Below are 14832 nucleotides of genomic sequence, written 5' to 3' on the forward strand. Positions count from 1 at the left end.
GGCGCGTGCCACAACCGCGCCGGAATTACGTCGGGGCGGCCGGTCAGCTGCCCAGGCGCAGCAGGGAGTTGGCGCTGCGGGCGTTTTCATCGCCGTGCTTGATCACCTTCACCTGCATTTCGTATTGCCTCTGCAGCTGGATCATCTGCACCAGCGCGCCGGCGGCATCCACGTTGCTGCCTTCGAGCTGGCCACTGTCCAGCGACTTGCCCTGGGCCTGCACGAACGGCTGCTGCGGGTCGGTGTTGCGCATCAACCCGTCCAGCCCGCGCTCCAGCCGCGCATCCTCGGCGGCGACCACGCGCAGGCGGCCGATCACCGCCATGGTCTGCGGGCCTTCGCCCTGCGGGATGATCGAGATGGTGCCGTCGTTGCCGATGTCCATCGCCTGGTGCGGCGGAATCGCGATCGGCGCGCCGTTCTCGTCCAGCACCGGATGGCCGCCGGCGGTCACCAGCTGGCCATTGGGCGTGATCGACAGCGATGCACCGCGGGTATAGGCCTCACCGCCCCCGGTCGGCGCCTGCACCGCCAGCCAGTTGCCTGCGTCCAGCGACAGGTCCAGCGCGTTGCCGGTGATGTGCTGCGCGCCCTGGCGCCGGTTGAAGCCGGCGTCCACGTGCAGGGCATCCACGCGCGAGGCGTAGCCGGCACCCTTGATCGGGAAGGCCTCGGTATTGGCGAGGGCTTCCTTGAATCCAGGCGTATCGGTGTTGGCCAGGTTGTGCGACAGCGTCCCCTGCGCCTGCAGGGACGCACGTGCACCGGTCATCGCGACGTAGAGCGCCTTGTCCATCGTTGTATTCCCGTGCTGCTGCGATCAGTGGCTCATCAACGGATGTTGATAATGGTCTGGGTGATCTGGTCCATCGTGGAGACCATCTGCGAGTTGGCCTGGAAGTTGCGCTGGGCGGTGATCATGTTCACCAGCTGCTCGGTCAGGTCGACCGTGGAGGCTTCCAGCGAACCGGCCTGTACCTTGCCCAGGTTGGAGCTGTCGGGCGCGCCGGTACGCGGGGTGCCGGAGCTGAAGGTTTCCACCCACAGGTTGTTGCCCTTGGCTTCCAGGCCCTGCGAGTTGTTGAAGGTGGTGAGCGCGACCTGGCCCAGCGGCTTGTCGTCGCCGTTGGTGTAGCGGGCATAGACCACGCCCTCTTCGGACACGGTGATCTCGTTGAGCTTGCCGGCGGCGTAGCCGTCCTGCTGGGTGTTGCGCAGCGCGAACTTCTCGCCGTACTGGGTCGACCCGGTGACATCCAGGGTCATCGCCAGGGTGCCGGCGCCGGTGGTCGGGGTGAACGGGTCCATCACGATCTGGCCGTTGGCCGGGGTGGTCAGCGCGCCGGCATCGTTGAAGGTCAGCGTGGTCGGGGTGCCCACGGCCTGGCCATCGACGTAGTTGTAGACCTGCCATTCGTTGGCGGTGGCCGTCTTGACGAAGTACGAGGTCTGGGTGTGGCTCACGCCCAGCGAGTCGTACACGGTGATGCCGCCGGTGGACTGGTTGTAGCTGTTGGAATCGGTCGGGTCGAACGTGGCCAGGGTCGGCTGCTTGGCGTTGGCCGGCAGGGTGAACGCCACGTTGACCTTGCCGGTCTGCTTGGGCGGGCTGTCGGTGGTGAGCAGCTGCAGGTCGGTCAGGCGGCCGCTGTCGAAGCTGGTGCCGTCGGCGTTGGGCGCGAAAACCTGCAGGCGCGCCCCCTGCGGGTTGGTCACGTAGCCGGCCTGGTCGGTCTGGAAGTTGCCGGCGCGCGAGTACACGCGGGCGCCGTTCATGCTCATGGTGAAGAAGCCTTCGCCGGAGATCGCCATGTCCAGGCTGCGCCCGGTCTGCTCGTTGTTGCCCTGCGAGAACTGCTGGGCCACGTTGGTCAGGCGCACGCCCGAACCCACTGCGTTCTTGGACAGGCCATAGCTGGTGGCCGAGAACAGGTCGGCGAACTCGGCGCGCGATTCCTTGAAGCCGGTGGTGTTGACGTTGGCGATATTGTTCGCGGTGACGTTCAGGTCGGCATTGGCGGCATTGATGCCGGACAGCGAGATGTTGAAGCCCATGGGATTCTCCTTGGATGCGTGACGAAGGGACTCAGCTGACGCGCAGCACGTAGTCGATCGGGGCCGTGCCCAGGCCCTTGAGGTTGAGGTAGAGGCCGTCCGAGCCGACGGTGACGCTTTCCACCGGTGCTTCGACGTAGGTGTTGATCTTGGTCTGGGTACCGGCGCTGTCGGTGTGGGTGGCGGCGAGGGTGTAGCTGCCGGCGGCCATGCGGTTGCCGTTGGCATCCTTGCCATCCCAGTTGAAGGTCACTTCGCCGGCTTCCTTGGCTTCCACGCTGAGCTGGGTCACCTTCACGCCGTTGGCGTCGGTGATGTCCACGGTGACGTAGCCGGCGCCGGGCGCAGCGACCATGCCGCTGGTATCGCCTTCGGTTTCCAGCTGCCACTTGGTGGAGGGCACCAGTACGTCATGGCCGACCAGCGCCGCGCCGCGCAGCACCTGGTCGCCGGCCATCGATTCCTGGAAGCCCTGGACGGTGCTGTTGAGGTCATTGATGCCCTGCACCTGCGACAGCTGCGCCATCTGCGCCACCATCTGGGTGTTGTCCATGGGCTTGAGCGGATCCTGGTGCTGCAGCTGCTCGGTCATCAGGCGCAGGAAGTCGGCCTGGTCCAGGGTGTCCTTCTTCTTGGTGGTGCTGCTGTTGGGTGCGTTCAGGCCCAAGGCGCTGTAGATGTCGGTGTTGCCGACGCCGCTGGTGCTGCTCATGACGGTATGTCCTGCAATAAGAAGGGTCAGCGACCCATGGTCAGGGTGGCCAGCGCCAGTTCCTTGGCGGTGGTGAGCATCTCCACGCCGGCCTGGTAATTGCGCGAGGTCGAGATCAGGTTGACCATCTGGGCGACGGGGTCGACATCGGGCTGGTAGATGTAGCCATCGCCATCGGCCAGCGGGTGGCCGGGCTCGTAGCGCTTGATCGGCGCGGCGTTGCTCTGGCTGATTTCCTTGACCTGGACGGTGGTGATGTTGGGGTCGGTGCGGCTGGTGACCGACTGGAAGATCGGCTCGAGCGGCTTGTACACGGCATCGGCCGAGCCGGCGACGGTGTCGGCGTTGGACAGGTTGGAGGCCAGCGTGCTCATGCGCACGGACTGGGCCTGCAGCGCGGAGCCGGCGATATCGAAGATGGGCAGGTTGCTCATGGCTTATTGCCCCGTGATCGCGGTGAGCATGGAGCGCACCTTGGATTCGACGAAGCTCAGCGAGGCGCGGTATTCCAGCGCGGCGCGGCCATAGGCGGCGCGCTCGGCATCGGGATCGACGGTATTGCCGTCGATGCTCGGCTGCACGCCTTCCTTGGTGATCTGGAACGGGTTGAGCCCACCGCCGATGCTGAAGTGCTGCTCATTGGTGGTCCGCATGAGCCCGTTGCTGTCGGCACCCTGGGCGTTGCGCAGGGCGGCATCGAAGTCCAGGTCCTGGGCCTTGTACCCGGGGGTATCGGCATTGCTCAGGTTGCTGGCAATCAGCTTCATCCGCTGCTCGCGCAACGGCATGGCCTGGGCATGGACACCCAGATAGTCGGAAATCAGGTTGGGCATGGCGCTCTCCCACGGGACGATGTGGGGGAGGCTGCAAGGGCCGTGCCAGAACGGGCAACCGCGCCGAACCGAAGGCCTTGGTTGATTGACCGGGATCCCAATGGGCCCGTATGAATTCGTAGCCCCGGCCGTTGGCCGGAAACCGCGCGCAGCGCGGCCCAAGCGTCCGAAGCCGGCGGGTTATCGATCGCGGCCAACATCCCGGCGTTTAGAGGTTCCGAAGCCGCCCGTCACGCGCTCATGTCGCCTGATACACGGTTTCGTTTTGGTTGCACACCCGGACGTACGGTCCCGACCGACAGCCTGTCAGGCTCCGGACCCTTTGGCCGCGCTGCGCGCGGTGTCCGGCCAACGGCCGGGGCTACGAATTCATACGGGCCCATTGGGGTCCGGATCAATCAACCAAGGTCAACGGCCGGTCAGGCCGCCAGGGCGACCTTCCGGAGGCGATCCAGCACGAAATCGGCCAGTTCGTGTGGGGAATACTTGGCCACGAAGGCGTTGGCGCCGACCCGCTCGACCATGGCGTTGTTGAATACGCCCGAGAGGGAGGTGTGCAGCAGCACGTACAGGCCGGCCAGGCCCGGATGGCGACGGATTTCCGTCGTCAGGGTGTAGCCGTCCATGGCCGGCATTTCGATGTCTGAAATGACCATGGCGTAACGCTCGGCCGGGTTTTCGCCGGCGGCGTGGATCTGCAGCAGGTGGTCCAGCGCCTGCTTGCCGTCCGAGAGCAGGGTGGCGCCCACGCCCAGCTGGTCCAGCACGCTGCGGATCTGCTGGCGGGCAACGCGCGAGTCGTCCACCACCAGCACCTGCAACTGCGGGGCGTCGGCCGGCAGCGCCATCGAGGGGTCCAGCACGGCCTCGCCACGCACCTGGGCAATGTCGGCCAGCACGCTTTCCACGTCAATCACCTGGATCAGCTCACCCTGGAAGCGGGTGACGGCGGTCAGGTAGCTCGATTCGGCGCCCAGCTCCGGCGGCGGGTGGATGTCTTCGACCGCGATGTTGACGATGCGCTCCACGCCGCTGACCAGGAAGCCCTGGATCGAACGGTTGAATTCGGTCACCACCAGGTAGCCCGGCGACTTGTCGGCGTCCGGCTCGCGCTCGGGGTGGCCGATCGCCAGGCCCAGGTCCAGCACCGGTACCGAGCGGCCGCGCACGTCGGCCACGCCGGCGAACTGGCTGGGCAGCCCGGGTACCTGGAACAGGTCCGGCCGGCGCAGGACTTCCTGCACCTTGAACACGTTGACGCCAAAAAGCTGACGTCCGCCAAGGCGGAACAGCAGCAGGGCCAGGCGGTTGTGGCCCGCCAGGCGCGTGCGCTGGTCGATGCGGTTGAGCAGGTCATGTGACATGGGGGATGTATCGGCGGCATTGGCAATCACTTGAGCGCCGCGCGCCGTGCATGAACGGCACGGCCCTTGCAGGGTGCTGCGCATGTGCCTTGCCCCGGAGCCGCCATGCGTATCCTTCCTATAGTTGTCGCGCTGATCGCGTTGGCCGGTGCGTCCCCGCACGCCCAGGCCGCTGGCGGCTGGCAGCCGGTGGACAGCATCCGCGCCGCCGCGCTGTCCACGTTGCCGGCGGGCAGCGAAGGCGACACCACCCTGGATTCGGCGCTGCGCCTGCCGGCCTGCGGCCAGGACCTGCGCGCCCAGCCCACCGGCACCAGCACCGTGGAGGTCAGCTGCCCCGACGCGGGTGGCTGGCGCCTGTTCGTACCGGTGAAGGTGCGCCGCAACCAGACCGTGCTGATCCTCAATCGGGGCATTGCCGCTGGAGAAACGCTGGGGGTGGCCGATATCACCACGGCACAGCGGGACGTAGCCCGCATTGCCGGTGCCGCCCTGGCCGACCCGGCCGTGGCGGTGGGGCGGGTGGCGCGGCGTACGCTGAGTGCCGGCAGCCTGCTGTCGGCCAACGACCTGGTCGCCCAGCGTCTCATCCGCCGCGGCGACAGCGTCGCGCTGGTCTCCCGTTTTGGCGGGGTCGAAGTCCGGGTGGCGGGGAAGGCACTGGCCGATGCAGGTGAAAATGAACGCGTATCCGTGGAAAATCTGTCGTCACGCAAGGTGGTCCAAGGCACCGTGGCGGCCAGCGGCGACGTTTTTGTGACGCGCTGACCACTCCAGCACGCAAAATCTCCTAAAGATGCCGGCCCCCGTGCCGTTATCCCTTGTGAACCGTAACTCCCAGGACAACCCATGAGCCAGAAAATCGACGGCAACCTGCAGGCGACCGCCCATCTGCGCAGCATTGCGCCGGGCAACAAGCCCAGCGTGAGCACCGATGCCCCGGCGCGGCCGGTGGAAGCGGCCGACAGCCTGAAGCTGACCGGCGAGGCCACCAGCCTGCAGGCGCTGCAGCGCGAACTGAGCACCGCCCCGGCGATCGATGCCGGCCGCGTGCAGGCCGTGCGCGAGTCGCTGCAGAACGGCACCTACAAGATCAATCCGGACGCGATCGCCTCGCGCATGCTTGAGCTGGACCAGCAGCTGCAGAAATGAAGCTGGCCATGAGCGAGCCATTGCAGCGCCTCAGCGACGCCTTGGACGTCGAACGCCAGGCCTTGGTGGAGCATGACGTCCAGTCCCTGATCCGCGCCACCAGCGCCAAGCTCGAGGCGCTGCGTGCGCTGGAGCAGGTGTTGCCGGTGGGGCAGAACGAACGCCTGCAGGAGCTGGCCGAGCGCAACCGCGCCAACGGCGTGCTGCTGGCGCGCCGCCGCCGCGAGGTCAACTGGGCACTGCGCCAGCTGGGCCGCAGCGAAGCCTCCTCGGCGTACGACGCCAAGGGCCAGGCCAACACCCTGCATACGCGCAGGCCGCTGGCGGTCGCCTAGGCGCCAACACGGATATAGTGGGCACCTGTTTCGACTGCCCCGATGTGACCGTGACCGCGCCCACCACTTTTGTCACCGCACCGCTGCCGCCGCAGCCGGTTCTGCTTGCGCTGTTCGAGCGCATCAACGAAGGCGTGCTCCTGTTCCGTGATGACGGCAGCGTGGCCGTGGCCAACGCCGCCGTGCGCGGCATGCTCGGCCAGGCCGAGATCGATGCCGGCGTGGATCCCGCGCAATGGCTGCGCCAGCTGCTGCCGCCCGATGCGCTGGAGCATGCGCGCCTGCACGGCCACTGGAACGGCAGCCTGCCCGTGGGCGAACGCATGGTCATCGCGCATGTCTACCAGCAGGAAGACGCCGGCCGGCTTCACTACCTGGCGCTGTTCCGTCGCATCGAAGGCCAGGAAGACTACGAACGCGAGCTGCAGCAGCGCCACGCCGAGCTGCGCCAGGCCTACCTGCGCCTCAACGGCACCCAGGAAAAACTGCTGCAGTCGGAAAAGATGGCCTCCATCGGCCAGCTCGCCGCCGGCGTCGCGCACGAGATCAACAATCCCATCGGCTACGTGCACTCCAACCTGGGCAGCCTGCAGGAATACCTGCGCAGCCTGTTCACCGTGATCGAAGCCTATGAGCGGGCACTGCGCGCGCCGGACCCGAAGGCGCTGATTCCCGAAATCGACGATATCCGCAACCGCTTCGACATCGATTTCATCAGCCGCGACCTGCCGCAGCTGATGGCCGAATCACGCGAAGGCATCGAGCGGGTCACCCGGATCGTGCGTGACCTGAAGGACTTCTCGTACTCGGGCCGCGACGAATCGTGGAAGCTGGTCGACCTGCACTCGGGTCTTGAGTCCACGATCAACATCATCTGGAACGAGCTCAAGTACAAGGTGACGCTGCACCGCGAGTTCGGCCAGCTGCCGCTGGTGGAATGCCTGCCGTCCGAGCTCAACCAGGTCTACATGAACCTGCTGCTCAATGCCGGCCACGCCATCGCCGAGCGCGGCACCATCACGGTGCGCACCGGCGTGGACGGCGACTACGTCTGGGTGGAGTTCGAAGACACCGGTGGCGGCATTTCGCCGGACCTGCGCCAGCGCATCTTCGATCCGTTCTTCACCACCAAGCCGGTGGGTAGCGGCACCGGGCTGGGGCTGTCGATTTCCTACAGCATCATCAACAAACACCACGGGCGGATCGACCTGGACAGCACCCCGGGCGTCGGTTCGCGCTTCCGGTTGGTGTTGCCGATCAAGCAACCGCGCTGACGGAACCGGTGGCCCCGGCCGTTGGCCGGATGCCTTTCGTTCCGGGTTCATGAACGCCTGATGGGCGGCCTCGGATGCTCTACACGTCGGACATTTCACTGATTGCGGTGTTTTTGCCGCCTTCGGATGCCTGGGCCGCGCTGCGCGCGGTGTCCGGCCAACGGCCGGGGCTACGAGTTTTTACGGGCCCATTGGGATTGGGATCAATCAACCAGTTTCATTCGCCTTCCGGCGCGGGTATCGCAACAGGTTGGGCGGTATTGGCGCGGCGTTGCTCTTCGTGCGTGCGGAACGCCTGGTGGATGTGCTTGCGCAGCTCGTCGTCGTTCCAGGGCTTGGTCAGGAAGCGGTAGATCGCGCCGCGGTTGATCGCGTCGGTGACCGTGTTGAGGTCCGTGTAGCCCGAAAGGACCAGCCGGATCGTGTCCGGGTACAGCATCTTCACCCGGCCCAGGAACTCCGTGCCGCTCATGTCGCTCATGCGCTGGTCCGACAGGATCACCTGCACGTCGTTGATCGCCAGCAGGTCGAACGCATCGCGCACGTTGCCCGCCGCCAGGATCCGATAGCCGTCGCGGCGGAACAGGCGAACCAGCGAACGCAGCACGTTCTCCTCGTCGTCCAGCAGCAGCAGCGTGCGGTCCGGGCGGGTTTCGGCGAACGCTTCCGGGCGCAGGTACCGCCGGCGCAGGGTCATGCCCGCCGCGTCGGCCGACATCGGCTCGCCGAACAGGTACCCCTGGAACACGTCGCAGTCATTGCGGCGCAGGAAGCCCAGCTGCGCCTGCGACTCCACCCCGTTGGCGATCACCGTCATGCCCAGCTGGTGGCCCATGGCGATGATCGCGCGCGCAATGGCCGCCTCGCGGTTTCCGGCCGGCGCGCTCTTGATGAAGCTGCGGTCGATCTTCAGCTTGTCTACCGGGTAGCGCACCAGCGCGCTCAGGCTGGAATCGCCGGTGCCGAAGTTGTCCAGGCTCAGGCTGATACCTTCATTGCGCAGGTTCACCAGCGTTTCGTGCACGAAGTTGACGTTGTTGGTCAGCGCACTTTCGTTGATTTCCAGCGTGAGCATGTGCGCCGGCACCCCGGCGGTCTGCATCAGCGCCATCACCTCACCGAAGAAGTTCGGACGCAGCAGCTGCAGCGTCGACACGTTCACCGCGATGGTGAAGTCATCGAAGCCCAGGTCCCGCCAGAGCCTGGCCTGCTTCAGTGCGCCCTCCAGCACCCACGTGCCGATCTGCACGATGATGCCCAGCCGCTCGGCGGTGCGCATGAAACGCTCCGGCACCAGCATGCCCAGCGTCGGTGACTGCCAGCGCAGCAGCGCCTCCATCCCGACCACGTGGCCATCGCGGGCGCTCACCAGCGGCTGGTAGCGCAGCTTCAGCTCGCCATTGGGAATGGCGTCCACGATCTGGCGCGCGATGATGCTCTCGCTGTGCGCGCTGGACGGGGTGTTGACCGCGTGGATGCGCACGGCATTGCCGCCCTCGCGGGCGGCCTGGTACAGCGCGTCCTCGGCATGGTCGAGCAGGCGCGAGGTCTCTGTCGCATGTTCCGGACACAGGCTGACGCCGAGTTTGCCGGTCATGAACAGCGTATACGGCAGCACCGAGAGCGGCAGCTCCAGCTGCTGCCGGATCTCTTCGGCCAGGTCGTCCGGCAGCGGCAGGTCGGCCGTGCGCGGTACCGCGATCAGGAACTCATCGCTGCCATGCCGCCACAGCTTGCCGCGCCCGCGCAGGTGGTGCTGCAGGCGCTGGGCCACCAGCACCAGCGCCTGATCGCCGACCTCGGCGCTCATGTTCTCGTTGACCGACGCGAAGTGGTCGATATCCACGTGCATCAGCATCAACGGCGTGCCACCGGAGGCGGCCTCGGCCACCATCGCCTGCAGCGCAGGATTGCCGGCACCCAGCCGGGGCGGCGCGTCCTCGATGCTGACCAGGGGCAGGGAAGGGTTCCACATCACTCAATATTCCACGGTGTCGGGGGTGGCCACGCCATCGCTGCGGTAAGGCAGGAACAGGTCGACCAGGGTGCCGGCGCCATGCGCCGACTCGATCTTGAGGGTGCCGCCGGCGCTCTGCGCGCGCTCGCGCATGACGATCAGGCCCAGCCCGCGCGGGCCGTCGGGGTCGAAACCCTCGCCGTCATCGCGCACCTGCAGGTGCAGGCCATGGTCCTGCACGTCCTGCAGCGTCAGGTGCACCTGGCTGGCGCGCGCATGGCGCAGCACATTGGTCAGGCTTTCCTGGGCAATGCGGAAACAGGCCTGCTCGATCTCACCCTGCGGCCGTCGGGGCAGCGCCGCGATGTCGGCCAGCAGTTCGATCGGCGAGGAACGGAACAGCACCCCGGCCTGCCAGCGCAACGCCGCCTCCAGGCCCAGTGCATCCAGCTGCGGCGGGCGCAGCAGGGTGGAGATGTCGCGCAGCTTGCCCACCGTGGTGTCGGCCAGCTGGATGATCTGCTCCAGGTCCTCGCCGCGCCGTTGCGGATCGGCTTCATCCTGTGCCGCATACGCCGACAGTTTCATGGCGGTGATGGCCTGGCCGATATCGTCGTGGAGGTCGCGCGAGATCGCGCGGCGCTCGTCTTCCTGCAGCGAGAACAGGCGCCCGGCCATGGCCTGCAGCTCGCGGTTGCTGGTTTCCAGCGCCTCGCGGATACGCTCGGGCTCGCTCAGGTCGCGCACGATGAGCAGCTTGCAGTTGCGCCCGCCGTAGCGGACCTCGCCCACCGCCAGGCCGGCCTGGAAACCTTCGCCGTCCAGCCGGCGCATGCCGATGACTTCACTGCCGCTGCTGGGCAGGGGAATGGTGGCGAACAGCTGCGCGCGGACCCGGGACAGGTCGGTGGCGGCGACCAGCGCCGACAGCGGCTCGCCCAGCAGCGTGTGTTGCCCGTAGCCGAACTGGGCCGCGGCGCAGGCATTGGCATACAGCACGTGTTCGTCGGAGAGGATCACCACGCCGTCGGGCAGCACCCGGACCAGTTCGCGGAACTGCTCCTCACGCTCGCGCAGCAGGCGCCGCGAGTGTTCGCGCTCGGTGACATCCTGCAGGGTGCCCAGCACGCGCGGGCGCCCGGCGTCGTCGGTGCCGCTCTCGGCGCGCAGGTGGACCATCAAGGCGCGACCGTCCATGGCCAGCAGCGGCAGCAGTACGTCGATCTGCACCTGCTCACCCCGCATGTCCTGCAGGAGCTGTTCGCTCAGTGCGGCGGTGGACGGATCGGCCGGCACCAGCAGCTCGTCGAAGCGGTGCCAGCGCCGCGCTTCCGGTGGGCGCCGGCCCAGCAGGTGGTAGACCTGGTTGGAGTACTGGCCCATACCCGTGGCGGGGTCGACTTCCCACGCGCCGATCCGGGCCATTTCATGGGCTTCCTCGACACGGGCCAGGGCCTGGTCGCGGCGGCGCAGCGCCTGGTCTTCGCGGGTCCGGTCGATGGCGATCAGCAGCCGCGCCGGGCGGCCGGCGTAATCGAGGTAGTTGCTGCGCATTTCGATCCGCCGCGGGCTGCCGTCCTTCAACAGCAGGTCGGCGGTAAGCACGCACAGCTGGTCCGGCTGGGCCCGGATCTGCTCAAGCTTGGCGGCCAGCACTGCTTCGTCGCCCGGTGGCCACAGCGCGGTCATCGGCAGGGCAGTGAACTCCTCGCGCGTCCAGCCGAACAGGCTGCACGCGGCCGGGTTCACGTCCAGGATCTCCAGCGTGTCCAGGTCGTATACCAGGATCGGCCCGGGGTTGCCCTCGAACAGCTGCCGGTGGCGCTGCTCGGAGTGCTCCAGCTTCGCGTGGGTCTGCAGCACGTGGTGGGCGAGCGGGCGCAGCAGCAGGTAGATCAGCGCGCCGCTGAGAATGACGAAGAACGCCCCTTTGGCGGTCTGCCAGCGCGCGGCCGTGGCCAGGTCGGCGGTGAGCACCTGCACGGCGGCGTCGCTGCACAGGATCCACACCAGCGCCAGCACCAGATAGCCGAGCACCACCCGCCAGCGATCGCGGCGCAGGGCCTGGGCGAGCGGGTGGTCACGACGGTGCGGTGCGGGCGGGCCGGGCGGGACGACAGGCATGGGGCGCGACGGGAAGGGGTTGGGTGGGCGGTCCATAGTAGTGGCTGGGACACCCCGGGCGCACGCGAGGCTCAACTATCGACCAGAACAGCCGCTAACGATTGCGTTCCCGGCTGTCGGGTGCGTTATCGGAGTCATACCGCGTGGACCAAGGCATCATCGCGAGTCTGCTGCAGCACCCCCTGGCCTCGGCCCTGGTCATCCTGGACCGGACCGGGCGCCCGCTCGCCGCCAATCCGGCCGCGCGCGAACATGGGTTGCCGGCTACCGTGGCGGCCTACGGCGAGCTGCTGGAAGACCTGCGGCTGCTGGCCGCCGATGGCGGCCTGGTGCCGTGCCAGCTGCCGGGTGGGCCCCGTGGACGCTTCGATGGCTGGATGCGCGCCGTGCACGACGCCGATGGCAACCTGCTGGCCTTCACCCTGAGCGTGCCCGAACCGGTGGCCGCCTACGCGGGCAGCCGCTGGGAAGTGGCGCTGGACCACGCCGGCCACGGTTTGTGGGACTGGGACCTGCCCAGCGACGCGGTGACCCGTTCGCAGCGCTGGCATGACGTGCCGGCCGGCGTGGACGAACACGCGGCGGCAGAGGCCGGGCAGGCGCTGCTGGCGCCGGTGCATCCCGATGACCAGGCCGCGGTGCGCGCGGCGCTGGACGCGCACCTGCGCGGCGAAGGCGAGGTGTACACCGCCCAGTACCGCCTGCGCCATCCCGAAGGCGAGTGGCGCTGGGTGCTCGATCGCGGCCGCGTGGTCGCCCGAACCGTCGACGGACAGCCGCTGCGCATGGTCGGCACCCACACCGACATCCAGGCACAGAAACAGATGGAAGCCCTGCTGCTGGAGCAGCAGGTGCACCTGCGCGAGGCGCAGCGCATCGCCAGCATGGGCAGCTGGTCGTGGGACCCGGACAGCCGCCAGTTCTGGTGGTCGCCGGAGTTCCGGGCGCTGCTCGGCGTGGGCGATGCCCCGTTGAGCAGTCGCCGGCACTGGCTGCGCCTGCTGGAACCGCGTTCGCGCGGCCTGCTGCGGCAGGCCTGGCGGCGCATGCTGCGCGATGGCAAGCCCAGCACGCTGGCGCTGGAGCTGCCGCGCGGGAACGACAGCGCGCTGCACCTGCGATTGTGGATGCAGCCGCTGCTGGGCCCGGACGGGCGCATCCAGCGCCTGCTCGGCCAAGTCCAGAACATCACCGAACAGCACCAGACCGATGCGCTCATCCGCTGGCGGACCGAACTGCTGAACCGGGTATCGGCGCTGGGCAGGATTGGCGGTTGCGAGATCGACGTGGCCACCCGCCACATGCAGTGGACCGAGGAGTGCTACCGCATCCACGGGCTGCGCAAGGAACCGATCACTCTGGACCAGGCGCTGGCGCTGTACACGCAGGATTCGCGCGATGCCTTCGAGGCCGCACTGGCGCGCATTGCCGCCGGCGGCCTGCCCGAACAGCTGGACCTGTGTTTCTACCGCCAGTCCGGGCTGCGCGTCTGGGTGCAGGTGCTGGTCGAGCTGGACCATCGCGACGGCCTGCCAACCCGCTTCGTGGTGCTGTTCCGTGACATCACCCGCGAACGCGAAGCCAACGAGCGGATCGAGCTGCTGGCCCATTATGACCTGCTCACCGGCCTGCCCAACCGCATGCTGCTGCGCGAGCAGACCGCCGACGCCATCGAGGAAGCGCGCGATCGCGGCGCGCCGTTGGCGATGCTGTTCATCGACCTGGATGGTTTCAAGACCATCAACGACACCTTCGGCCACGCCACCGGCGATGCGCTGCTCAAGGCAGCGGCGGCGCGGCTGCACCAGAACCTGCGCAACGCCGACCTGTTCGGGCGCTTCAGCGGCGATGAGTTCATCGTGGTGCTGCGCGACCTGGCCGACCCGGAAGATGCCGGGCACGTGGCGCGCAAGCTGATCGCATCGCTGGCCGAGCCGCTGCAGCGCGGTGACACCACCTTGAAGGTGGGCGCCAGCGTGGGCATTGCGATGCTCGACGAAGGACGCACCGATTTCGATTCCCTGCTGCGCGCGGCCGATGCGGCCATGTATGCCGCCAAGGAAGCGGGCCGCAATACCTACCAGTACTACAGCCAGGACGCGTTGCTGCGGATCCAGCGCAAGCTGGAGATCGAGCACGCGCTGCTGGGCGCCATCGAGCGAGAAGAGTTCAGCCTGGCTTACCAGCCGCTGCTGCATGCCGCGCAGGACCAGCCGCCGGCCATCGAGGCGCTGCTGCGCTGGCACCGCCCGGGGATTGGCTACTGCAGTCCGGCCGAGTTCATTCCCATTGCCGAGAAGTGCGGCGAGATCGTGCGCATCGGCGACTGGGTGCTGGCCGAAGCCTGCCGCCAAGCAGCCGCCTGGGACCGGGCAGGGCTGGTGTTCGACCGGATCGCGGTGAACGTGTCGGCCGTGCAGCTGCGCGACCGCGGCTTTGCCGAGCGGGTGATCGACATCTGCCACGCCCATGGCTGGGCACCGCAGCGGCTGGAACTGGAGCTGACCGAATCGGCGCTGATCCGCGACACCGACGTGCTGCGGCATTGTTTTGATGTGCTGGAGCGGCACGGCGTGCCGCTGGCGGTGGACGATTTCGGCACCGGCTTTTCCAACCTGCACTACCTCAACCGTTTCCCGGTGGGCCGCCTGAAGATCGACCGCAGCTTCGTGCAGGGCATGCTCCACGATGCCGGTACCGCCGAGGTCACCCAGGCCATCGTGCACCTGGGCCACGCCCTGGGCATGAAAGTGGTGGCCGAAGGCGTGGAAACCGAGCAGGAAGAAGCGATGCTGCGCCGCCAGGGCTGCGATGAGATCCAGGGCTACCTGTATTCGCGCCCGCTGACCCCGCGTGACCTGGCCCAGTGGCTGAAGCACGGTGGCGGACAGATGCAGGCGATTCCCGCCCAGGCGGGTGACGCGTTGCGGATTCCGGTCGCCCCCTGACGGGGCGTGGGCCGGCCAACGGCCGGCGCTACCGCTGTCCGTTGCCCGTTGATGATCCCGATGCCGTCGTGTCCATGA

Annotated in this window: 13 protein-coding genes; 5 read left to right on the forward strand and 8 right to left on the reverse strand. The window is 67.6% G+C overall.

What is annotated here, in order from left to right; genetic code table 11:
• Positions 1–43: 43 nt before the first annotated feature.
• From BAY15_RS09605 to BAY15_RS09630, 6 genes are all read right to left on the reverse strand, one after another.
• Positions 44–796, reverse strand: coding sequence for a flagellar basal body rod protein FlgF (locus tag BAY15_RS09605; protein WP_068851737.1), 753 nt, complete (start codon positions 794–796; stop codon positions 44–46).
• A gap of 35 nt (positions 797–831) precedes the next feature.
• On the reverse strand, positions 832–2055 hold the full coding sequence (gene flgE / locus BAY15_RS09610) for a flagellar hook protein FlgE (protein ID WP_068851739.1): 1224 nt from the start codon (positions 2053–2055) through the stop codon (positions 832–834).
• A 31-nt stretch (positions 2056–2086) separates the two neighbouring features.
• Positions 2087–2767, reverse strand: a complete 681-nt coding sequence (locus tag BAY15_RS09615) for a flagellar hook capping FlgD N-terminal domain-containing protein (RefSeq protein WP_068851742.1) — start codon at positions 2765–2767, stop codon at positions 2087–2089.
• Between the two features lie 26 nt (positions 2768–2793).
• Positions 2794–3201, reverse strand: a complete 408-nt coding sequence (gene flgC / locus BAY15_RS09620) for a flagellar basal body rod protein FlgC (RefSeq protein ID WP_068851745.1) — start codon at positions 3199–3201, stop codon at positions 2794–2796.
• Between the two features lie 3 nt (positions 3202–3204).
• Complete coding sequence (gene flgB, locus BAY15_RS09625) at positions 3205–3600, reverse strand: flagellar basal body rod protein FlgB (protein ID WP_068851748.1); 396 nt, start codon at positions 3598–3600, stop codon at positions 3205–3207.
• Positions 3601–4019: 419 nt separating this feature from the next.
• Positions 4020–4964, reverse strand: coding sequence for a chemotaxis protein (locus tag BAY15_RS09630; RefSeq protein ID WP_068851752.1), 945 nt, complete (start codon positions 4962–4964; stop codon positions 4020–4022).
• A gap of 105 nt (positions 4965–5069) precedes the next feature.
• On the opposite strand from BAY15_RS09630, the gene flgA reads away from it, so the two are divergent.
• The 4 genes from flgA to BAY15_RS09650 all read left to right on the forward strand — a co-directional run bounded on the left by flgA (position 5070) and on the right by BAY15_RS09650 (position 7725).
• Positions 5070–5732 (forward strand): flagellar basal body P-ring formation chaperone FlgA, encoded by a 663-nt coding sequence (gene flgA / locus BAY15_RS09635; protein ID WP_068851755.1) that lies wholly within the window; start codon positions 5070–5072, stop codon positions 5730–5732.
• Positions 5733–5813: 81 nt separating this feature from the next.
• Positions 5814–6116, forward strand: a complete 303-nt coding sequence (flgM, locus tag BAY15_RS09640) for a flagellar biosynthesis anti-sigma factor FlgM (RefSeq protein ID WP_068851758.1) — start codon at positions 5814–5816, stop codon at positions 6114–6116.
• Positions 6113–6451 (forward strand): flagella protein, encoded by a 339-nt coding sequence (locus BAY15_RS09645; RefSeq protein WP_068851761.1) that lies wholly within the window; start codon positions 6113–6115, stop codon positions 6449–6451. The genes flgM and BAY15_RS09645 overlap by 4 nt, the downstream gene beginning before the upstream one ends.
• 44 nt (positions 6452–6495) lie before the next feature.
• A complete protein-coding gene (locus BAY15_RS09650) occupies positions 6496–7725 on the forward strand; it encodes an ATP-binding protein (RefSeq protein WP_179197305.1) in 1230 nt (409 codons plus the stop codon).
• Between the two features lie 217 nt (positions 7726–7942).
• Here BAY15_RS09650 and BAY15_RS09655 read toward each other — a convergent pair whose 3' ends face one another.
• Positions 7943–9700: an EAL domain-containing protein gene (locus BAY15_RS09655; RefSeq protein WP_068851764.1), complete on the reverse strand. Its 1758-nt coding sequence runs from the start codon at positions 9698–9700 to the stop codon at positions 7943–7945.
• 3 nt (positions 9701–9703) lie between these two features.
• A complete protein-coding gene (locus BAY15_RS09660; RefSeq protein ID WP_068851766.1) occupies positions 9704–11806 on the reverse strand; it encodes a PAS domain S-box protein in 2103 nt (700 codons plus the stop codon).
• Between the two features lie 143 nt (positions 11807–11949).
• Here BAY15_RS09660 and BAY15_RS09665 point away from each other — a divergent pair, with 143 nt between their 5' ends.
• Positions 11950–14754: a bifunctional diguanylate cyclase/phosphodiesterase gene (locus BAY15_RS09665; RefSeq protein WP_068851769.1), complete on the forward strand. Its 2805-nt coding sequence runs from the start codon at positions 11950–11952 to the stop codon at positions 14752–14754.
• Positions 14755–14832: the final 78 nt, after the last annotated feature.

It is taken from the genome of Stenotrophomonas rhizophila, from assembly GCF_001704155.1.
Classification (GTDB): Bacteria; Pseudomonadota; Gammaproteobacteria; order Xanthomonadales; family Xanthomonadaceae; genus Stenotrophomonas; species Stenotrophomonas rhizophila_A.

What these genes read in the sequence shown, in the direction of transcription:
- BAY15_RS09605 (WP_068851737.1), bottom strand. Translation starts at nt 796, where the DNA reads ATGGACAAGGCGCTCTACGTCGCGATGACCGGTGCACGTGCGTCCCTG.
- flgE (WP_068851739.1), bottom strand. Translation starts at nt 2,055, where the DNA reads ATGGGCTTCAACATCTCGCTGTCCGGCATCAATGCCGCCAATGCCGAC.
- BAY15_RS09615 (WP_068851742.1), bottom strand. Translation starts at nt 2,767, where the DNA reads ATGAGCAGCACCAGCGGCGTCGGCAACACCGACATCTACAGCGCCTTG.
- flgC (WP_068851745.1), bottom strand. Translation starts at nt 3,201, where the DNA reads ATGAGCAACCTGCCCATCTTCGATATCGCCGGCTCCGCGCTGCAGGCC.
- flgB (WP_068851748.1), bottom strand. Translation starts at nt 3,600, where the DNA reads ATGCCCAACCTGATTTCCGACTATCTGGGTGTCCATGCCCAGGCCATG.
- BAY15_RS09630 (WP_068851752.1), bottom strand. Translation starts at nt 4,964, where the DNA reads ATGTCACATGACCTGCTCAACCGCATCGACCAGCGCACGCGCCTGGCG.
- flgA (WP_068851755.1), top strand. Translation starts at nt 5,070, where the DNA reads ATGCGTATCCTTCCTATAGTTGTCGCGCTGATCGCGTTGGCCGGTGCG.
- flgM (WP_068851758.1), top strand. Translation starts at nt 5,814, where the DNA reads ATGAGCCAGAAAATCGACGGCAACCTGCAGGCGACCGCCCATCTGCGC.
- BAY15_RS09645 (WP_068851761.1), top strand. Translation starts at nt 6,113, where the DNA reads ATGAAGCTGGCCATGAGCGAGCCATTGCAGCGCCTCAGCGACGCCTTG.
- BAY15_RS09655 (WP_068851764.1), bottom strand. Translation starts at nt 9,700, where the DNA reads ATGTGGAACCCTTCCCTGCCCCTGGTCAGCATCGAGGACGCGCCGCCC.
- BAY15_RS09660 (WP_068851766.1), bottom strand. Translation starts at nt 11,806, where the DNA reads ATGCCTGTCGTCCCGCCCGGCCCGCCCGCACCGCACCGTCGTGACCAC.